General features: G+C 60.5%; 18 protein-coding genes and 1 pseudogene. 14 read left to right on the top strand and 5 right to left on the bottom strand.

Annotated features, from left to right (window positions below):
* The 6 genes from B3F77_RS03455 to B3F77_RS03430 all read left to right on the top strand — a co-directional run.
* A partial coding sequence (locus B3F77_RS03455; RefSeq protein ID WP_293603603.1) for an ABC transporter ATP-binding protein occupies positions 1–552 on the top strand: 552 nt, incomplete at its 5' end.
* Positions 549–1517: an ABC transporter ATP-binding protein gene (locus B3F77_RS03450; RefSeq protein ID WP_293603602.1), complete on the top strand. Its 969-nt coding sequence runs from the start codon at positions 549–551 to the stop codon at positions 1515–1517. The genes B3F77_RS03455 and B3F77_RS03450, both read left to right, overlap by 4 nt.
* Before the next feature lie 16 nt (positions 1518–1533).
* Positions 1534–2832, top strand: coding sequence for an amino acid deaminase (locus B3F77_RS03445; RefSeq protein ID WP_293603601.1), 1299 nt, complete (start codon positions 1534–1536; stop codon positions 2830–2832).
* Between the two features lie 58 nt (positions 2833–2890).
* Entirely contained in the window at positions 2891–3823 is a 933-nt protein-coding gene (locus B3F77_RS03440; protein ID WP_293603600.1) for a MurR/RpiR family transcriptional regulator, read from the top strand.
* Complete coding sequence (locus B3F77_RS03435) at positions 3820–5319, top strand: N-acyl-D-amino-acid deacylase family protein (protein WP_293603599.1); 1500 nt, start codon at positions 3820–3822, stop codon at positions 5317–5319. The genes B3F77_RS03440 and B3F77_RS03435 overlap by 4 nt, the downstream gene beginning before the upstream one ends.
* Positions 5320–5384: 65 nt before the next feature.
* Positions 5385–5951, top strand: coding sequence for a gluconokinase (locus tag B3F77_RS03430; RefSeq protein ID WP_293603598.1), 567 nt, complete (start codon positions 5385–5387; stop codon positions 5949–5951).
* Between the two features lie 13 nt (positions 5952–5964).
* Here B3F77_RS03430 and B3F77_RS20755 read toward each other — a convergent pair whose 3' ends face one another.
* Both B3F77_RS20755 and B3F77_RS03425 read right to left on the bottom strand, forming a co-directional pair.
* A complete protein-coding gene (locus B3F77_RS20755) occupies positions 5965–6141 on the bottom strand; it encodes a hypothetical protein (protein ID WP_349678375.1) in 177 nt (58 codons plus the stop codon).
* On the bottom strand, positions 6056–6373 hold the full coding sequence (locus tag B3F77_RS03425) for a BLUF domain-containing protein (RefSeq protein ID WP_349678371.1): 318 nt from the start codon (positions 6371–6373) through the stop codon (positions 6056–6058). Before B3F77_RS03425 ends, B3F77_RS20755 begins: the two co-directional genes overlap by 86 nt.
* A 155-nt stretch (positions 6374–6528) precedes the next feature.
* Here B3F77_RS03425 and B3F77_RS03420 point away from each other — a divergent pair, with 155 nt between their 5' ends.
* Complete coding sequence (locus tag B3F77_RS03420; protein WP_414702948.1) at positions 6529–7209, top strand: Crp/Fnr family transcriptional regulator; 681 nt, start codon at positions 6529–6531, stop codon at positions 7207–7209.
* Between the two features lie 8 nt (positions 7210–7217).
* Here B3F77_RS03420 and B3F77_RS03415 read toward each other — a convergent pair whose 3' ends face one another.
* A complete protein-coding gene (locus tag B3F77_RS03415) occupies positions 7218–7457 on the bottom strand; it encodes a hypothetical protein (RefSeq protein ID WP_293603596.1) in 240 nt (79 codons plus the stop codon).
* On the opposite strand from B3F77_RS03415, the gene glmU reads away from it, so the two are divergent.
* Positions 7456–8886 (top strand): bifunctional UDP-N-acetylglucosamine diphosphorylase/glucosamine-1-phosphate N-acetyltransferase GlmU, encoded by a 1431-nt coding sequence (gene glmU, locus B3F77_RS03410; protein WP_293603595.1) that lies wholly within the window; start codon positions 7456–7458, stop codon positions 8884–8886. The genes B3F77_RS03415 and glmU overlap by 2 nt on opposite strands.
* Before the next feature lie 79 nt (positions 8887–8965).
* On the opposite strand, the gene B3F77_RS03405 is transcribed toward glmU, so the two are convergent.
* Entirely contained in the window at positions 8966–9451 is a 486-nt protein-coding gene (locus B3F77_RS03405; RefSeq protein WP_293603594.1) for an Lrp/AsnC family transcriptional regulator, read from the bottom strand.
* Between the two features lie 134 nt (positions 9452–9585).
* Between B3F77_RS03405 and glmS the strand changes: the two genes are divergently transcribed.
* The 3 genes and pseudogenes from glmS to B3F77_RS03390 form a co-directional block, all read left to right on the top strand.
* Positions 9586–11436 (top strand): glutamine--fructose-6-phosphate transaminase (isomerizing), encoded by a 1851-nt coding sequence (gene glmS / locus B3F77_RS03400; RefSeq protein WP_293603593.1) that lies wholly within the window; start codon positions 9586–9588, stop codon positions 11434–11436.
* Between the two features lie 356 nt (positions 11437–11792).
* The gene (locus B3F77_RS03395) at positions 11793–11951 is read left to right on the top strand and encodes a hypothetical protein (protein WP_293603592.1); all 159 of its coding nucleotides are present in this window, start codon (positions 11793–11795) and stop codon (positions 11949–11951) included.
* Positions 11952–12014: 63 nt separating this feature from the next.
* Positions 12015–12383: pseudogene (locus B3F77_RS03390) on the top strand (RNA repair transcriptional activator RtcR family protein); the annotation flags it as partial.
* A gap of 334 nt (positions 12384–12717) precedes the next feature.
* On the opposite strand, the gene B3F77_RS20885 reads toward B3F77_RS03390, so the two are convergent.
* The gene (locus tag B3F77_RS20885; protein ID WP_414702949.1) at positions 12718–12864 is read right to left on the bottom strand and encodes a hypothetical protein; all 147 of its coding nucleotides are present in this window, start codon (positions 12862–12864) and stop codon (positions 12718–12720) included.
* 219 nt (positions 12865–13083) lie between these two features.
* On the opposite strand from B3F77_RS20885, the gene B3F77_RS03385 reads away from it, so the two are divergent.
* The 3 genes from B3F77_RS03385 to B3F77_RS03375 form a co-directional block, all read left to right on the top strand.
* Positions 13084–13775, top strand: a protein-coding gene (locus B3F77_RS03385) for an IS6 family transposase (protein ID WP_414702947.1) whose coding sequence is annotated in 2 segments (ribosomal slippage) — positions 13084–13366 and positions 13366–13775 — 693 coding nt in all. Because the reading frame shifts where the segments join, the coding sequence is not laid out codon by codon here.
* Positions 13776–14049: 274 nt separating this feature from the next.
* The gene (locus B3F77_RS03380; protein WP_293603590.1) at positions 14050–14736 is read left to right on the top strand and encodes a response regulator; all 687 of its coding nucleotides are present in this window, start codon (positions 14050–14052) and stop codon (positions 14734–14736) included.
* A partial coding sequence (locus B3F77_RS03375) for a sensor histidine kinase N-terminal domain-containing protein (protein WP_293603589.1) occupies positions 14717–15644 on the top strand: 928 nt, incomplete at its 3' end. The genes B3F77_RS03380 and B3F77_RS03375, both read left to right, overlap by 20 nt.

Here is a 15644-nt window from a genome sequence, read left to right as displayed (position 1 = left end):
ATGCGCCAGCGCGTGATGATCGCACTGGCCATGGCCTGCAACCCGACCTTGCTGATTGCCGACGAACCGACCACGGCGCTGGATGTGACCATCCAGGCGCAAATTCTGGAGCTGATGCGGCGCCTGCAGTTTGAGACCGGCATGAGCATCCTGTTTATCACGCACAACCTGGGGGTGGTGGCACACCACGCCGATGATGTGGCGGTGATGTATGCGGGCCGCATTGTTGAGTCGTCCCCTGTGAGGGAGCTCTTTGCCTCGCCCCAGCACCCCTACACGCAGGGCTTGCTGGCCTGCCTGCCGGCGCAGCAGCGCAAGCGCGAGCTGGCCGGCGGCGGCAAGCGGCGCCTCTATGCCATTCGCGGCCAGGTGTCCAGCCCGCTGGCACCGCCGCCGGGCTGTGCGTTTGAGCCGCGCTGCGACCATGTCCATGATGCCTGTCGCAGCGCCATGCCAGACTTGCAGCAAGAAGCAGAAAACGCGCAGCGCAACGTGCGCTGCATCCTTACCCCCGCCGCCCGCGCCGCCGCATTGCACAGGAGCCCCGCATGAGCGCGCCGCTGATCGAAGTCAAACAACTGCACCGCTATTTCGGCTCGCCTGTCAAACCGGTGCGGGCCGTGGACGATGTTTCCTTTTCCATTCAGGCCGGTGAAACGCTGGGGCTGGTCGGCGAATCAGGTTCGGGCAAAAGCACCATTGGGCGCACCCTGCTGCGCCTGATTGAGAGCACGTCGGGCCAGGTGCTGTACCGGGGTGAAGACCTGGGCGCGGCATCAAGTTCCCGCATGCGCGCCCTGCGCAGCAAGCTGCAGATGATTTTTCAGGACCCCTACGCCAGCCTGAATCCGAAAATGCGCGTGAAGGATATTCTGGGTGAGGCCTTGCAGGTGCATGGTCTCGCCAAAGGCCGGAAAGTCCGGGACGAGCGTATCGCCGAGTTGCTGGAACTGGTCGGTCTGCGCGCCGAGCATGCCAGCCGCTATCCGCATGAATTTTCTGGCGGCCAGCGCCAGCGGATTGGTGTGGCCCGAGCCCTCGCGGTTGAGCCCGAGTTCATCGTGGCTGACGAGCCCTTGTCCGCGCTGGATGTGTCGATTCAGGCGCAGGTGGTCAACCTGCTGTGCGACCTGCGCGACCGCCTGTCGCTGACCATGCTGTTCATCTCGCACGACCTGGATGTGGTGGAGTACCTGTGCGACCGCGTGGTGGTGCTGTACCTGGGCCGCGTGATGGAAGTGGCGCCTACGGCCGAGCTGTTTGCGCGGCCTTTGCATCCCTACAGCCAGGCGCTGCTGGCCGCCTCACCCAAGCCCGACCCCGAGCAAAAAAGCGAGCACATTGCGCTCAAGGGTGACATTCCCAGCCCCGTGAACCCGCCTTCCGGTTGCGTGTTCCGTACCCGCTGCCCCCACGTGATCGACGCCTGCTCTGGCGTCCGCCCCGAATTGCGGGACATGGGACAGGGCCGTTTCAAAGCCTGCATCCGCGATGACATCGCGCTGGTGACGGCGTAACAAAAAGGACTCATTCATGACCACTTTACAAGACATTCTCGACCCGCAGATTGACCGCTCTTTCAAGGGCTTTCCGCATACCAGCCCGCCCTTGCGTCGCTCGCAGATTGCCGCCCAGCACTGGCGCGTGCTTGACGGTGATCTCCCGCTGCCGCTGGCACTCATCAAGCAGCAGGCCCTGCAGCACAACCTGTCGTGGATGCAGCGCTTCGCTGCCGACCACGGCCTTGACATGGCGCCGCACGGCAAAACCACCATGTCGCCCCAACTGCTCAAGCGCCAGCTGGATGAGGGGGCCTGGGGCCTGACCTTTGCCACCGTGGCTCAGGTGCGTGCCGGTGTATCGGTGGGTGCGCGCCGCTGCATGATTGCCAACCAGGTGTTCGCCGCGGTTGATCTGGCCGGCATTCAGGACATGCAGCGTGAACACACCGGACTGCGTGTGGCGTTTCTGGTGGACTCGATGGCGCAACTGGCGCTGATTGAAGCCTGGTACCTGTCGCAGAACCAGCCCCAGGCATCCGTACGGCCTTTTGAGGTCTTGCTGGAAATCGGAGTCGAGGGCGGCCGTACCGGTTGCCGCAGCCAGCAAGACGCGTTGACGCTGGCCCGGCGCCTTCATGACAGCCCGGCATGCCGTCTGGTCGGCATCGAGTGCTACGAAGGCCTGGGCGCGACCGGGCAATCAGCGGCGGATGAGGCATATGCCGCGGCGCTGATGCAGCGCGTTTGCGACATTGCCGTCGTCTGTGATCAGCAGCATTTTTTTGACAACGAAGAGGTGCTGGTCACCGCCGGCGGTTCGGCGATTTTCGACCTGGTGGCGAGCCGGCTCAAGCCCGAACTCTCGCGGCCGGTGCGCGGCCTGTTGCGATCGGGCTGCTACGTGACGCACGACCACGGGTTTTATAAACGCATGGTCAGCGCGGTCAATTCGCGCCTGCGCTGCAGCGACGGCCTGCAGGCGGCGATGGAGGTCTGGGCTTCAGTGCAGTCTTGCCCCGAGCCCGGCCTGGTGATCCTCGCCGTGGGCAAGCGCGACATTTCCTACGATCTTGATTTGCCCATCCCGATCTCTTTTTGCAAGCTGGGTAGCGGTGCCGTCACCGATGCGCCGGCCGACTGGAAGGTCAGCGGCTTGAACGACCAGCACGCTTATTTGCGTGGTACCGGACCCGAGCATGCGGCGCTGCAGGTCGGCGACCTGGTGGCGCTGGGTATTTCGCACCCCTGCACCACGTTTGACAAATGGCGGTGGATGCCGGTGGTTGATGAAAACTATGTGGTTTGCGATGCCCTAGTGACCTGTTTCTGATTTTTCGCGACCTGCCTTTATTGATTCACGTCAGCCCAAACTAACTCATGACCACTTCGTGACTTCAAAAGTTCTTGCCAAAATTGCCGAGACCATGGCGAACGCGCCGACGTCCAGGCGCAGCGTGCTGACGCTTATCCTGCAAGACCCCCAGCGTGTGCTGGATGAAAGTTTTGAGCAGTTGGCGCAGCGGGCAGGCAGTTCGGTGCCTACCGTCATGCGCACCTGCCGTGACCTGGGCTACCAAGGCCTGCGCGAGTTCAAGCTGGCGTTGGCGCAGGAAATGGCCGTCAGCGGTTCGCCGCTGCATCGCCGGGTGCAGCTCCATGACGGCACGCAGGAAGTCATCTCCAAAGTCATCAAGGGTGCCTCCACCGCGGTCAGCGGTGTGCAGGCGCAGCTCAGTGTGGCGGCGGTGGAAGCGGCAGCCGACGCCATCGTTCGCGCCAGCCGCGTGGATTGCTACAGCGTGGGCGTGACCTCCAGCTTCATGGCTTCCGACATGCAAGCCCGGCTGTTCCGGTTGGGGTTGGTCTCCAATGCTTATCTGGACATTCATTTGCAGCTGGTTTCGGCGGCCACCATGGGTACCCAGGGCGTGGTGTTTGCCATTTCGCATGTCGGCGGCATGCCGTCGCTGATCGAAGCGGTGGACGTTGCCCGCTCGCAAGGCGCCACAGTGATTGCCCTGACCCAGCAGGGGACCGCACTGGCTGAGCACGCCGACATTGTGCTGGGCATCCATGTCCCGGAAGATCCGGTCATGCATGTGGGTACCGAGGCCTACCTGGTACACCTCACCGTGATTGAAATCGTCACGGTGCTGGTGGCGCAGCGACTGGGGGATCTGGCTGTCAAGCGTCTGGGAGGCGTGCGTGATGTGCTCAGCACGCGCGGTGTGGACATGCGGCACTACGCCAGGCTTGATTGGGACACCGTCGCCGCAGTCAACGAAAGCAAACTCAAATTCAACGAAAGAAAACTCAAATGACGCGCGCTACCCTGCTTGAGAATGGACTGGTTGTTGATGGCACAGGTGCCGGCGGCTGGATCGGCGATGTGCTGCTGGTGGGCGACCGCATTGCGGCGGTGGGCAAGGATCTGCGCCACCAGTTGCCGGAGGGTCTGAGGCTGCAAGAGGTGAGCTGCGTGGATTGCAGCGGCCTGGCCATCACGCCCGGCTTCATCGATGTGCATACGCACGACGACGCGATTGTGCTCAAGCACCCCGACATGCTGCCCAAGGTCTCTCAGGGCATCACCACTGTTATCACCGGCAACTGCGGCATTTCGTTGGCGCCTTTTGTGGTGAAGAAGCCCGAGCCACCGCTGAATCTGCTCGGTGCCGATTCATTCCGCTTTGATTCCGTGGAGAGTTATGAGCGCGCGCTGGCAGCCGCACAGCCGGCGGTTAATGTGGCGGTGCTGATTGGCCACACCACCTTGCGTTTTGCCTGCGTGGGCGACCTGACCCGCCCGGCCAGCGCCAGCGAGCTCGACGCCATGTGTGCGCTGCTCACGCACTGCATGGAGGGCGGTGCAAGCGGCCTGTCGTCTGGCCTTTTTTATGAGGAGGCTTTTGCCGCGCCTGCGGAAGAAGTGGTTCGTCTGGCCCAGGTGGTCTCGCGGTTCGGCGGGGTGTACAGCACCCACCTGCGCAGCGAGATGCAGGCCATCATCGAAGCGCTTCATGAGGCCGGCGATACGGCCTTTCGTGCCGGCGTGCCCTTGATCATTTCACACCACAAATGTGCCGGCCCGGCCAACTGGGGGCGCACGCAGGAAACCCTGCCGCTGATTGAATCACTTGCCAGCCGCCAACCCGTGGCCATGGATGTCTACCCTTACGTGGCAGGCTCCACCGTGCTGCGCGAGGATCTCGTCGATGGCGTGATCGACGTGCTCGTGAGCTGGTCCACGCCGCATCCTGAAATGACGGGCCGCACGCTCGCCTCCATTGCGGCCGAATGGGGCGTTGACCAGAAAACCGTCTGCCGCCGGCTGCAGCCCGGTGGCGCCTGCTATTTCCAGATGCATGAGGACGACGTGAAACGCGTCATTGCCCACCCCTTGACCATGATCGGCTCGGACGGTTTGCCGCATGACCAACATCCGCATCCGCGGCTGTGGGGTGCATTTCCGCGCGTGCTGGCGCGCTACTGGCGCGAGCAACAACTCTTTTCGCTGGAAACGGCCATCTACAAGATGACCGGCTTGTCGGCCCGCAATTTCCGGCTGCACCAGCGCGGCCAACTGCAGGTGAACTGGCATGCCGACGTGGTGGTGCTGGATCCGGCCCGCGTGCGTGATGTGGCGACCTACGAGGAACCGATTGCTCTGTCTGAAGGCATCGAAAAGGTCTTCGTCAATGGCGCACTGGCTTATAGCGCAGACGCTGGTGACACCGGTGAAGCCCGGCTGCAGGCGCGCGCCGGCCGGCTGTTGAAGCGCCACGCGCCGCAGGCGCTTGGAGAACCGGTTCGTTAACCAGTCCCTTGAGCGTTTCCCCGCTGCCGAATGTTGCGCGCCTCTGCAGCCGCGATAATTTGACCATGACCACTGTTTCCGATAGTCCTCCTGCACCCGCACCGCGGTCCCTCCTTGATGCAGAAATGCTTCCGGCCATTCAGGTGGTGGTGATGGGCGTGGCAGGTTGCGGCAAATCGGCCGTCGGCCGCCTGATTGCGCAGCAACTGGCCCTGCCCCTGATAGAAGGCGATGACTTTCACCCGCCGGGCAACATCCGCAAGATGCAGCAAGGCATCGCACTCACGGACGAGGATCGCGCCGATTGGCTGCACACTTTGGGGTCCGAGCTGGCTCGCCATCCCGAGGGCGTTGTGCTGACTTGCTCAGCGCTGAAAGCCGCTTACCGTGACAGCTTGCGCGGTGCCGCTGACCGGCTGCATTTTGTGCACCTGGCGATTACCGAGGCGGAATCCCTGCGGCGCGTTGGCCAGCGGGCTGACCATTTTTATCCACCCAGCCTGGTGGCCAGCCAGTTTGAGGCCTTGCAGGATCCGTCGGCCGAACCCGGCGTGCTGGCCCTGGCGGCCGATGCGCCGCTGGAGCAGTTGGCGCTAAGCGCGGTGGCGTGGCTCAAAGCATTCCGCTGGTGAACTGGCACCCGGTTCAGGAATCCCAGGCAAGTGTTGAAAGCAGTGCCACAAAAGCGTCGACGGCAGGTTGTCCGTTTAATTGTTCAAGCTGGCACAAGGCGTCGTCATTTTCCGCCGAGGTGTATCCCAGGCTGAAGCGTTTGAACCTTCGTTCGACAAGGGGGCCGTGATGCAGGATTTCGACATTGATGTGGCGGGGATCGTGGCGAATGCGTTCCAGCAGTGCCAGAACCCCCCTCCCGGTGGCCCTCCAGTTGCTCGCAAAAGCGCATGCCATCAAAGATAAGCAGGCCCGTGATATCCCGCTCATGATTGGCCGGGCGAGCTTTCCCTGCAATGTTCGCAACGATGCTGATGGGCGCTTCGGGCGCAATAGTGCTAACGTAAAGGACTTCGTAAAAACTGCTTGTTTTGTTCGTCATTTCGGGCAAATGTAGCGGGCTGTAGAAAACCGGGCAATGTGAAAAGACACAGCGTAGACACCTGAATTTCGTCCTACATGAATAACTCCACTGCATCCTCCGGAATCTGCCCGCCTAGCTGCGCAGGCTGCCGCTTACGCCAAACGGACGCTTTCATGCCGGTCAAACCGGATGAGCTTGAGTTCATTGAAGCTTTCCGCAGCGGGGCTTCCGTTGTGCCTGCGGGTGGTGCGGTCATTTATGAGCAGAAGTCCAACGGCAAACTCTTCACGCTGTATTCGGGCTGGGCATTTCGCTACAAGTCCTTGAGCGATGGCCGCCGACAGATACTGAATTTTCTGCTGCCTGGCGACTTTGTCGGCTTGCAGCAGGAGTTTTCAGGTGGGGCCACGCACGGCATTGAAGCCATCAGCGATGTCGCCCTGTGCGTGTTCCCGCGAGACGGCCTCTGGAAGCTCTTTCGTGAATATCCCAGCCTGGGTTATGACATCACCTGGCTGGCGGCCCGGGGAGAAGGCATGGTCGACGACAACCTGCTCACCGTCGGCCGGCGCAATGCGACCGAGCGCGCGGCCATGTTGCTGATGCACCTATACCGCAGGCTGGATCGCATCGGCCTGGCCGAGGGAGGCTCCATCGAATTCCCCCTCAACCAGCAGCACATTGCCGACGCGCTGGGTTTGTCACTGGTGCACACCAACAAAACTCTGCGGCGCTTGCAGCAGTTGGGTCTGCACGAGCTCAGGAACGGGCGGTTGCGCTTGCTCAATCCGAGAGCGCTGCAGCGCATTGCCGACTATTACGAAACGCCACCGAAAGAAGTACCGCTTGTGTAGCGGTCTTTTCAAGTTGTCGTGCAGAGGCCTTGCAGGGAAAATTTCTGCTGCAGCTTTTGCAGTGCGTCCATAGAGCCAGGCAACTGGGTTTTCAGGTGCCACATCTGGAGCTTGTTCAGGCCGTCCTTGACCTGCAGGCTTGCAGCAGCCCGGCCAATGCCAACAGACCGATAATCCGTATACAAAATCGCAGTCCAGCCAGCGCTGCCGGACGCTTCACAAGCAAAAAAATTCACAGGAAATTTCATGGCAACCCCAATTGATGTCGTCATCATGGCCGCGGGCAAAGGCACACGGATGAAAAGCACACGGCCCAAAGTGTTGCACCGATTGGGCGGCCGTGCCTTGCTGGCGCATGTGATTGACTGCGCCGCCCGCTTGTCGGCGCGCCAGGCGGTCGTGATCACTGGCCACGGCGCTATGGAAGTTGAAGCAGCCTGCGCCCGGGTGGCGGATGCTAAAGACCCTTTTGGTCATGATTTAGGCTTGAAGTTCGTACGTCAGGAGCCGCAGCTCGGCACCGGCCACGCAGTGCAGCAAGCGCTGCCGCTGCTGGCTGACGACGGTGTCACGCTGGTGCTGTCGGGTGACGTGCCGCTCACTCAGGCCGCCACCTTGCAGGCGCTGCTGGATCAAAGCGACGGCCAGCGACTGGCGCTGCTGACGCTGAAAATGGCCGACCCCACGGGCTACGGGCGCATTGTTCGGGCCGGCGATCAGGCTTCCGCCCAGGTGCGCGCCATCGTCGAGCACAAGGATGCCAGCGAAGCCCAGCGCGCCATCCATGAAATTTACAGCGGCATCATGGCCGTTCCCACGCGCCTGCTGCGCGGCTGGCTGGCCCGGCTGGACAATAAAAATGCCCAAAACGAGTACTACCTGACCGACATCGTGAAGTTTGCCGTGGCCGACGGTGTAGCCGTGGTGGCGCACCAGATCACCGATGCCGCGCAAGTGGCCGGTGTGAACAGCCCCGTGCAACTGGCCGAGCTGGAACGCGTGTACCAGCTTCGCCAGGCCACGGCCTTGATGGAGCAGGGCGTGCGGCTGGCCGACCCGGCGCGGCTGGATGTGCGCGGCACGCTGGCTTGCGGCCAGGATGTCGAGATTGACGTGAACTGCGTGTTTGAAGGCCGGGTGAGCCTGGGCGACCGCGTACATGTGGGCGCCAACTGCGTGATTGCCAACGCCACGATTGCCGCAGGCGCGGTGATTCACCCGTTTACCCATATCGACGGCGAAAAGCTCGGCGTGCAAGTCGGCGAAGGCGCGCTGATTGGCCCGTTTGCCCGCCTGCGGCCCGGTGCAAACCTCGGCGCCGAAGTGCACATCGGCAACTTTGTCGAAGTGAAGAACTCCACTCTCGCCAGGGGTGCCAAGGCCAACCATCTGGCCTATCTGGGCGACGCCACGGTGGGCGAACGCGTCAACTATGGCGCCGGCAGCATCACTGCCAATTACGACGGCGCCAACAAGCACCGCACGGTGATTGAAGCCGACGTGCACATTGGCAGCAACTGCGTGCTGGTGGCACCCATCACCATCGGCCAAGGTGGCACTGTGGGCGGTGGCTCCACCATTACCAGAGACACGCCACCCGGCGTTTTGACGGTGGCGCGTGCCAAGCAGGTCAGCATTGCCAACTGGAAGCGCCCGGTCAAGCAGCCCAAGGGTTGAGAAACCTCTTCGGCTGCACCGGCCTGGCTGGTCGTGGGCTGAATTATGCTATTAATATAATAGCTGTTTGCGACCGTACCTATTGGGCTAGAAGCACTTTCGGCTTAAATTTTGCACGCTTGGTGCTGAAAAATGCCTTGACGTTGCGCACATTGGCGTCGCTGGTAAATAGCCGCTGCGCCAGCGCCAAGTACTGCGGCATGTTGGCTACATGCACCAACAATATAAAGTCCGGCCCCGGCGACACGCGGTAGCACTGCTGAACGGCATCGTCGGCCACCACTCGATCCTCGAATGCGTCCAGTTGCTCGACGCCCTGCCGGTCGAGGGTGATTTCGACCAGCGCCGTCAGTCCGTGCCCCAGCGCGGCGGCGAGCTTGTCGGGGCTGAGCAAGGCGACTTCGCGTTCAATCAGCCCGGCGTCACGCAGCCGCTTGACACGCCGCAAACAGGTTGGCGGTGACACATGCACGCGCTCTGCCAGGGCCTGGTTGCTGAGCGAAGCGTCGTCCTGCATGGCGTCAAGCAGCATGATGTCGGTGGCATCTATGTTGATTTGTTCCATTTGTGAAATTTTAATGAAAGTTAATTCAATTTAAAGAAATATATGAAATTTAATTCCAAATAATTGTATAAATTAATCACATTAAAAAATAGTGAACGCGTAGCATCAGGCATTGTCTATTTTTGGAGCGTGTTATGTGTGGCATCGTTGCAGCAGTTTCTACGAGAAATATTGTTCCCATCCTGGTACAGGGCTTGCAGCGGCTGGAATACCGCGGTTATGACTCTTGCGGCGTTGCCGTCTATGCTGATGGCTTGAAGCGGGCGCGCAGCACCTCGCGCGTGGCAGAACTGGAACGCCAAGTTAGCGCTGACAAACTCGAAGGCGGCACCGGCATTGCCCACACCCGCTGGGCCACGCACGGTGCACCGGCCATCCACAACGCCCATCCTCATTTCAGCCACGGCACCGGCGCCAACAGTGCGACCCGCCCCGGCCGGGTGGCGCTGGTGCACAACGGCATCATTGAAAACCACGACGAACTGCGGGCTGCCCTGCAGGCCAAAGGCTATGTGTTTGAAAGCCAGACCGACACCGAAGTCATCGTGCACCTCGTGGACAGCCTGTATGACGGTGACTTGTTTGAAGCGCTCAAGGCGGCCGTCGCGCAATTGCATGGCGCCTACGCCATCGCCGCATTCTGCAAGGACGAGCCGCACCGCGTCGTGGGCGCCCGTGCCGGCTCACCGCTGATCCTGGGTGTGGGCAAGGACAACTCCGAGAACTTCCTGGCCAGCGACGCCATGGCGCTGGCAGGCGTCACCGACCAGATCGTGTATCTGGAAGAAGGCGACCTGGTGGACATCCAACTGGGCAAGTACTGGGTGTTTGACCGTGATCACAACAGGGTAGAGCGCGAAGTCAAAACCGTGCACGCCCACAGTGGTGCCGCAGAGCTGGGTCCGTACCGCCACTACATGCAAAAGGAAATCTTCGAGCAACCCCGTGCCATTGCCGACACGCTTCAGGGTGTGAAGGGGATAGTCCCCGAGCTGTTTGGCGACGACGCGTACCGGGTGTTCAAGGACATCGATTCGGTTTTGATTCTGGCCTGCGGCACCAGCTACTACAGCGGCTGCACGGCCAAATACTGGCTGGAGTCCATTGCAGGTATCCCAACGCAGGTGGAAGTGGCCAGCGAATACCGCTACCGCACCTCGGTCCCCAACCCCAAGACGCTGGTGGTCACCATCACGCAAAGCGGTGAAACGGCCGACACGCTGGCGGCACTGCGCCATGCGCAAAGCTTGGGCATGACGCAAACGCTGACCATCTGCAACGTGGCGACTTCTGCCATGGTGCGCGAATGCAAGCTCGCCTACATCACGCGCGCCGGTGTCGAGATTGGCGTAGCCTCCACCAAGGCCTTCACCACCCAGCTGGCTGGCCTGTTTCTGCTCACGCTGTCGCTGGCGCAAGCCAAGGGCCGTCTGAGCGAGGAAGAAGAAGCCGGATATTTGAAGGCCATGCGTCACTTGCCTGCCGCACTGCAAGCCGTGCTGGCGCTGGAGCCCCAAGTCATCAGCTGGGCCGAAGACTTCGCAAAAAAAGAAAACGCGCTGTTTCTCGGGCGCGGTCTGCACTACCCGATTGCGCTCGAAGGCGCGCTCAAGCTCAAGGAAATCAGCTACATCCACGCCGAGGCCTATCCGGCCGGTGAACTCAAGCACGGCCCGCTGGCGTTGGTCACCAGCGCCATGCCGGTGGTCACGGTCGCGCCCAACGACAGCCTACTTGAAAAACTCAAAAGCAATATGCAGGAAGTGCGTGCGCGCGGCGGCGTGCTGTATGTGCTGGCCGATGCCGACAGCCATATCGACAGCAGCGAAGGCGTTCACGTCATCCGCATGCCCGAGCACTACGGCGCTTTAAGCCCGCTGCTGCACGTGGTGCCACTGCAGTTGTTGGCTTACCACACGGCATGTGCGCGTGGGACCGACGTGGACAAACCGCGAAACCTCGCCAAGAGTGTGACGGTGGAGTGATCCAGAAACCCGCCTGAAGTGATATTCCGACCAATTAAAGTCGTAAACAGTACATTAAAGTCGTAAACACGCCTATCCGTCCATGCACACCGCAAGCGGTTTCACAGCGAGACCACGCGATTTGGTTGCGGCGATCATCTGAGTGATTGAGGCGTCTGGTCACGCCCTTCTATTTACTTTCGCTACAACGGAAGTTGCCCTTTTGGCTTCTGAACCGGGTCATGCCCACAAAGGCTGGCTCACGGGGACAAATGCGGGAGTTGAACTTATTCAATCCAAGATAGGTGGAATGGTGTCAAATGGGCTGGCGTTGATAAATTTGTTTACCAAATACCAACTTAACTTACTATTGGTCAATGAAAGCTGAATTTTGGTTAGTCTCATGGATTGGAAAAACAGATCACGACTGCCCGGAGGCTCAGCGTGGTGAAGACCTTGGACCAATAGCCACAGCGTTGCTTGGTGAGAAGCGGTATGACCGCGTCTATTTGCTGACAAACTACGATTTTGAGTGAAGCAAGCGATATTGCTCTTGGCTAGAAGCGAAGGCCAAGTACAAACCGTCGACAGTTGATCTTTACCAAATCGATCTGACTAGTCCTATCGACTATGGCGAAATTTACAGCCAAGTTAGTGCGAACTTGGCTCAGGCGGGTTTGCCGAATGAAAACGTTGAATTGACATTCCACCTCAGTCCAGGCACCCCCGCCATGGCTGCAATTTGGATCATTCTGGCCAAGACCAGGTTCCCGGCGAGTTTGATCCAGACCTCCAAAGAAAAAGGCCTTGACCAAGTTGACTTCTTTTTTGACTTGGCAGGGGATTTTTTGCCGGAGTATTTGCGCCGAACTGGGGAGCGAGTTGGAAAGCTCGGGTTTTTGGACAAAAACATGAGATCACGCTTTCAGATGGTTCGGTTTTTATCAAGATGGCAGGGCCTAACCTGAAGATCATTCAGTCAGGGAGCTCCAATGCAGACAGCTGACGCGTTCGCGACGACATGGGGCGAGGTCAGACTGCGGCAGCGTCAAGCTCGACGGCAGCCCAAGTCCGCATGAGTAAATCCGACACCCCGGCAGGTGCCCAGGTCCACCGCAGACTTGACGGGGCTGCCAGTTGTAAGCTGCACGAGATGCCGTGTCTCCACCAGCTCGAGGAATACCTGAATGCGTACACGTGATTACGCATGAAGCGAATGGGGACCCAACTAATTCGGAAAGTGTCCCGAGTCGGGACACTGTGTAGGCGTCAAGAATGCCGCGACCAGGATTGTTGATTTCGTTACTGAGGGCCACCAGGTAGTCTGCTATATTGGTATTTGCCCATGAAATTGAAAATCCGGCTCGGTATGAAAGCATCAAGATGCACAAGCAGTATCGTTCGCCCGTTACCATCGAGAAATGGGTGTCCATATTCGAACAGGCCCATGACCTCACCAGGCATTTTGCTCATCACATCCTTCGTCTGCCCCAAGCGCAACCCCTAATCAACCGCGCGCTTCGCATCTTGAGGATGACAAAAGATGACGCTTCCCTTTACTACTGCGCGATCCCGCATGGTGATTGACCAATATGGCTCTGTCGCGTTGACAGTCAAGCCGGCCACTCGACTATGCTGAGCGCTTTGACTGAAAAGGCTTGAAACGAGATGCTGGCTACCAAAGGGATGCTCTTCCCAATCGACTTCATTCTGGTATGCATCCGTTGGTACGCGGCGTATCCGTTGAGCTATCGCCATCTGGAAGAAATGATGCAAGAGCGAAGCGTGCTTGTCGACCATTCATCGATCAATCGCTGGGCGATACGGTTTCTGCCGTTGCTTGAAAAGGTGTTTCGCAAGTACAAACACCAGGTTGGCGGGAGCTGGCGAATGGACGAGACCTGCATCTTGGTCGAAGGCGTCTGGAAGTATCTCTACCGCGCCGTGGACAAACAAGGAAAACGGTCGACTTTCTTCTGACCGCCAAGCGCGACAAGGCAGCGGCCATGCGCTTCTTTGACAAGGCCATGCAGGCCAACGATGTTCCTGAGAAAGTCAACATGGACAAGAGCGGCGCCAACAAGGCGGCGATCAATGAGATCAATGCCAGAGGCGAAACACCGATCATCGTTCGACAAATCAAATACCTCAACAACATCGTCGAGCAAGACCACCGCGCTGTCAAACACGTCACCAAACCGATGCTCAATTTCAAATCATTTCAAGCCGTAAAATGTGTTCTCGCTGGCATCGAGTTGATGCACATGATTCGCAAAGGGCAGCTCATGCTGGAGGGCTGCAACGAGATGTCTTTTGCCGACCAATTTTATGCGCTGGCAGGGCGGATCCGTCTGGCCTGAGGGACTGGCATTCGTCACCGCCAGAATCACGTCCATCTGCGGCTAACGCGACAAAACCGGCCGGTGTCCCCACGTTAGAATTCGTGCAGGTCTGCGGACGTAGTTCCATCGCACAACGGCAGCTCCCCAAGCTTCATACGAGGGTTGGATTCCCTTCACCCGCTCCCGCCACTGCATGGAGGAATACATCGAGATGAAATACCTTTGCCTCGGGAACATCAACAGTAAGGCTCCGGCCTGCACCCCCAACAGCCTGAAACTAACGACGTAAATCATGCGCATACTCCTGATCGAAGATGAGCTGGATATGGCCTCCTGGCTGATGCGCGCGCTGAAGCAGGGCAGTTTTGTGCCCGACCATGCGGCCGATGCGGGCACCGCCGAGGCCTTGATGGCGGTCACCGAATATGACGCCATCGTGCTCGATTTACGCCTGCCGGACCGGCATGGCCTGTCGCTGCTGGCCGACATGCGCAAGGCAGGCAACCGCACGCCAGTGCTGGTGCTTACCGCTCAGGGCTCGCTGCAGGACCGGGTGCGCGGGCTGAACATCGGTGCGGACGATTTCCTGACCAAACCGTTTGAGCTCGATGAGCTGGAAGCGCGCCTGGCGGCCCTGGTCCGGCGCAGCCGTGGCCGCCCGCATGTGCCGCTGTGTTGCGCGTCCCTGTCTTTTGACCATGAAAGCCGCGCCTTCACGCTGGCAGATGAACTGCTGCAACTGACGCCGCGCGAAAACGCGGCGCTTTTGGCACTACTGCATCGCAGCGGCACGCCCGTGGGCAAATCCCAGCTGTCGAGCAAGGTGTTCCCGCACGACAGCAATGCCGGCCCCGACGCGATCGAGCTGGTGCTGCACCGCCTGCGCCGGAAACTGGCAGGCAGCGATGTGCAGATCGTGACCATCCGGGGGCTGGGCTACATGCTCAGGGACATGGCGCATGCCAGCCACGGCACCTGACCCGCCACGCAGCATGCGGCCAAGCCGCTTTGGCATACGCGTCCGCCTGCTGGCCCTGCTGTTGCCCGGCGTCTTGGCCCTGCTGGCCTTTGACAGCTGGAACGACTACCGGGCGCTCAAGGACATCGTGGAGGACGCCTACGACCAAGCCATGCTGGAGCCCGTAACGGCGCTGGACAACAGCGTGACGCTGGCCGCCGACGGTACCATCCGCGTGAACGCACCTTTTGATGTGCAGGCCATGTTTGATGAAATGCGGCCCAGGCACAAGCATCTGCACCTCGGGCTGGTCGCCCTTGTCGCGGGCCCGGACGACCCCACCGGCCCGGCCAGCCCGCCGGCGACGGCCATCAGGACAGACGAGCGGGCCTCAGGCCCTGAGACCACCCTGATTGGCGTCAGCGACCTGCCGCCGGTGCCGCCCTCCACGCTGCAGGCCTCGCCAGCGAGCCACGAGCCGGTCTGGTACGACGGCGTCTATCACGACTATGCGGTGCGCGTCGTGGCGCTGCGCCGCACGGTCCTCGATGGCCACGGCAGACCCTATCAATTGCTGATCCAGGCCGCCGAAAGCACTGGCCCGCGCGAACAGGCGGCCGCCAGTTCCCTGCGCCAGGAGCTGTTCAGGGACGCACGCATGCTGGCCGCGGTGATACTGCTAGTCTGGCTTGGCGTGGGCTGGTCCCTGTGGCCGCTGGAGCGCCTGCGAAAATCGGTGCTGGCCAGCCCGCCAGACGCCCTGGCGCCACTGGATGCCGCGCATGTCCCGCACGAGGTCCAGCCCCTGGTCGAAACCGTTAACCACCACATGGCGAGCCATCGGCTGGTGCTGGCGCGGCAAGCCGGTTTTCTGGCCGAGGCCTCCCACCAGTTGCGCACGCCGCTGGCCATCTTGCTGACCCAGGCCA

It is taken from the genome of Polaromonas sp. UBA4122 (assembly GCA_002381615.1).
Classification (GTDB): Bacteria; Pseudomonadota; Gammaproteobacteria; order Burkholderiales; family Burkholderiaceae_C; genus Polaromonas.
Note: the sequence above shows the minus strand (reverse complement) of the source record. Positions and strands in the feature narration are given on the sequence as shown.

What these genes read in the sequence shown, in the direction of transcription:
- B3F77_RS20885 (WP_414702949.1), bottom strand. Translation starts at nt 12,864, where the DNA reads ATGGGCCTGTTCGAATATGGACACCCATTTCTCGATGGTAACGGGCGA.
- glmS (WP_293603593.1), top strand. Translation starts at nt 9,586, where the DNA reads ATGTGTGGCATCGTTGCAGCAGTTTCTACGAGAAATATTGTTCCCATC.
- B3F77_RS03395 (WP_293603592.1), top strand. Translation starts at nt 11,793, where the DNA reads ATGAAAGCTGAATTTTGGTTAGTCTCATGGATTGGAAAAACAGATCAC.
- B3F77_RS03420 (WP_414702948.1), top strand. Translation starts at nt 6,529, where the DNA reads ATGCCGGTCAAACCGGATGAGCTTGAGTTCATTGAAGCTTTCCGCAGC.
- glmU (WP_293603595.1), top strand. Translation starts at nt 7,456, where the DNA reads ATGGCAACCCCAATTGATGTCGTCATCATGGCCGCGGGCAAAGGCACA.
- B3F77_RS03415 (WP_293603596.1), bottom strand. Translation starts at nt 7,457, where the DNA reads ATGAAATTTCCTGTGAATTTTTTTGCTTGTGAAGCGTCCGGCAGCGCT.
- B3F77_RS03450 (WP_293603602.1), top strand. Translation starts at nt 549, where the DNA reads ATGAGCGCGCCGCTGATCGAAGTCAAACAACTGCACCGCTATTTCGGC.
- B3F77_RS03425 (WP_349678371.1), bottom strand. Translation starts at nt 6,373, where the DNA reads ATGACGAACAAAACAAGCAGTTTTTACGAAGTCCTTTACGTTAGCACT.
- B3F77_RS03435 (WP_293603599.1), top strand. Translation starts at nt 3,820, where the DNA reads ATGACGCGCGCTACCCTGCTTGAGAATGGACTGGTTGTTGATGGCACA.
- B3F77_RS03445 (WP_293603601.1), top strand. Translation starts at nt 1,534, where the DNA reads ATGACCACTTTACAAGACATTCTCGACCCGCAGATTGACCGCTCTTTC.
- B3F77_RS03430 (WP_293603598.1), top strand. Translation starts at nt 5,385, where the DNA reads ATGACCACTGTTTCCGATAGTCCTCCTGCACCCGCACCGCGGTCCCTC.
- B3F77_RS03380 (WP_293603590.1), top strand. Translation starts at nt 14,050, where the DNA reads ATGCGCATACTCCTGATCGAAGATGAGCTGGATATGGCCTCCTGGCTG.
- B3F77_RS03405 (WP_293603594.1), bottom strand. Translation starts at nt 9,451, where the DNA reads ATGGAACAAATCAACATAGATGCCACCGACATCATGCTGCTTGACGCC.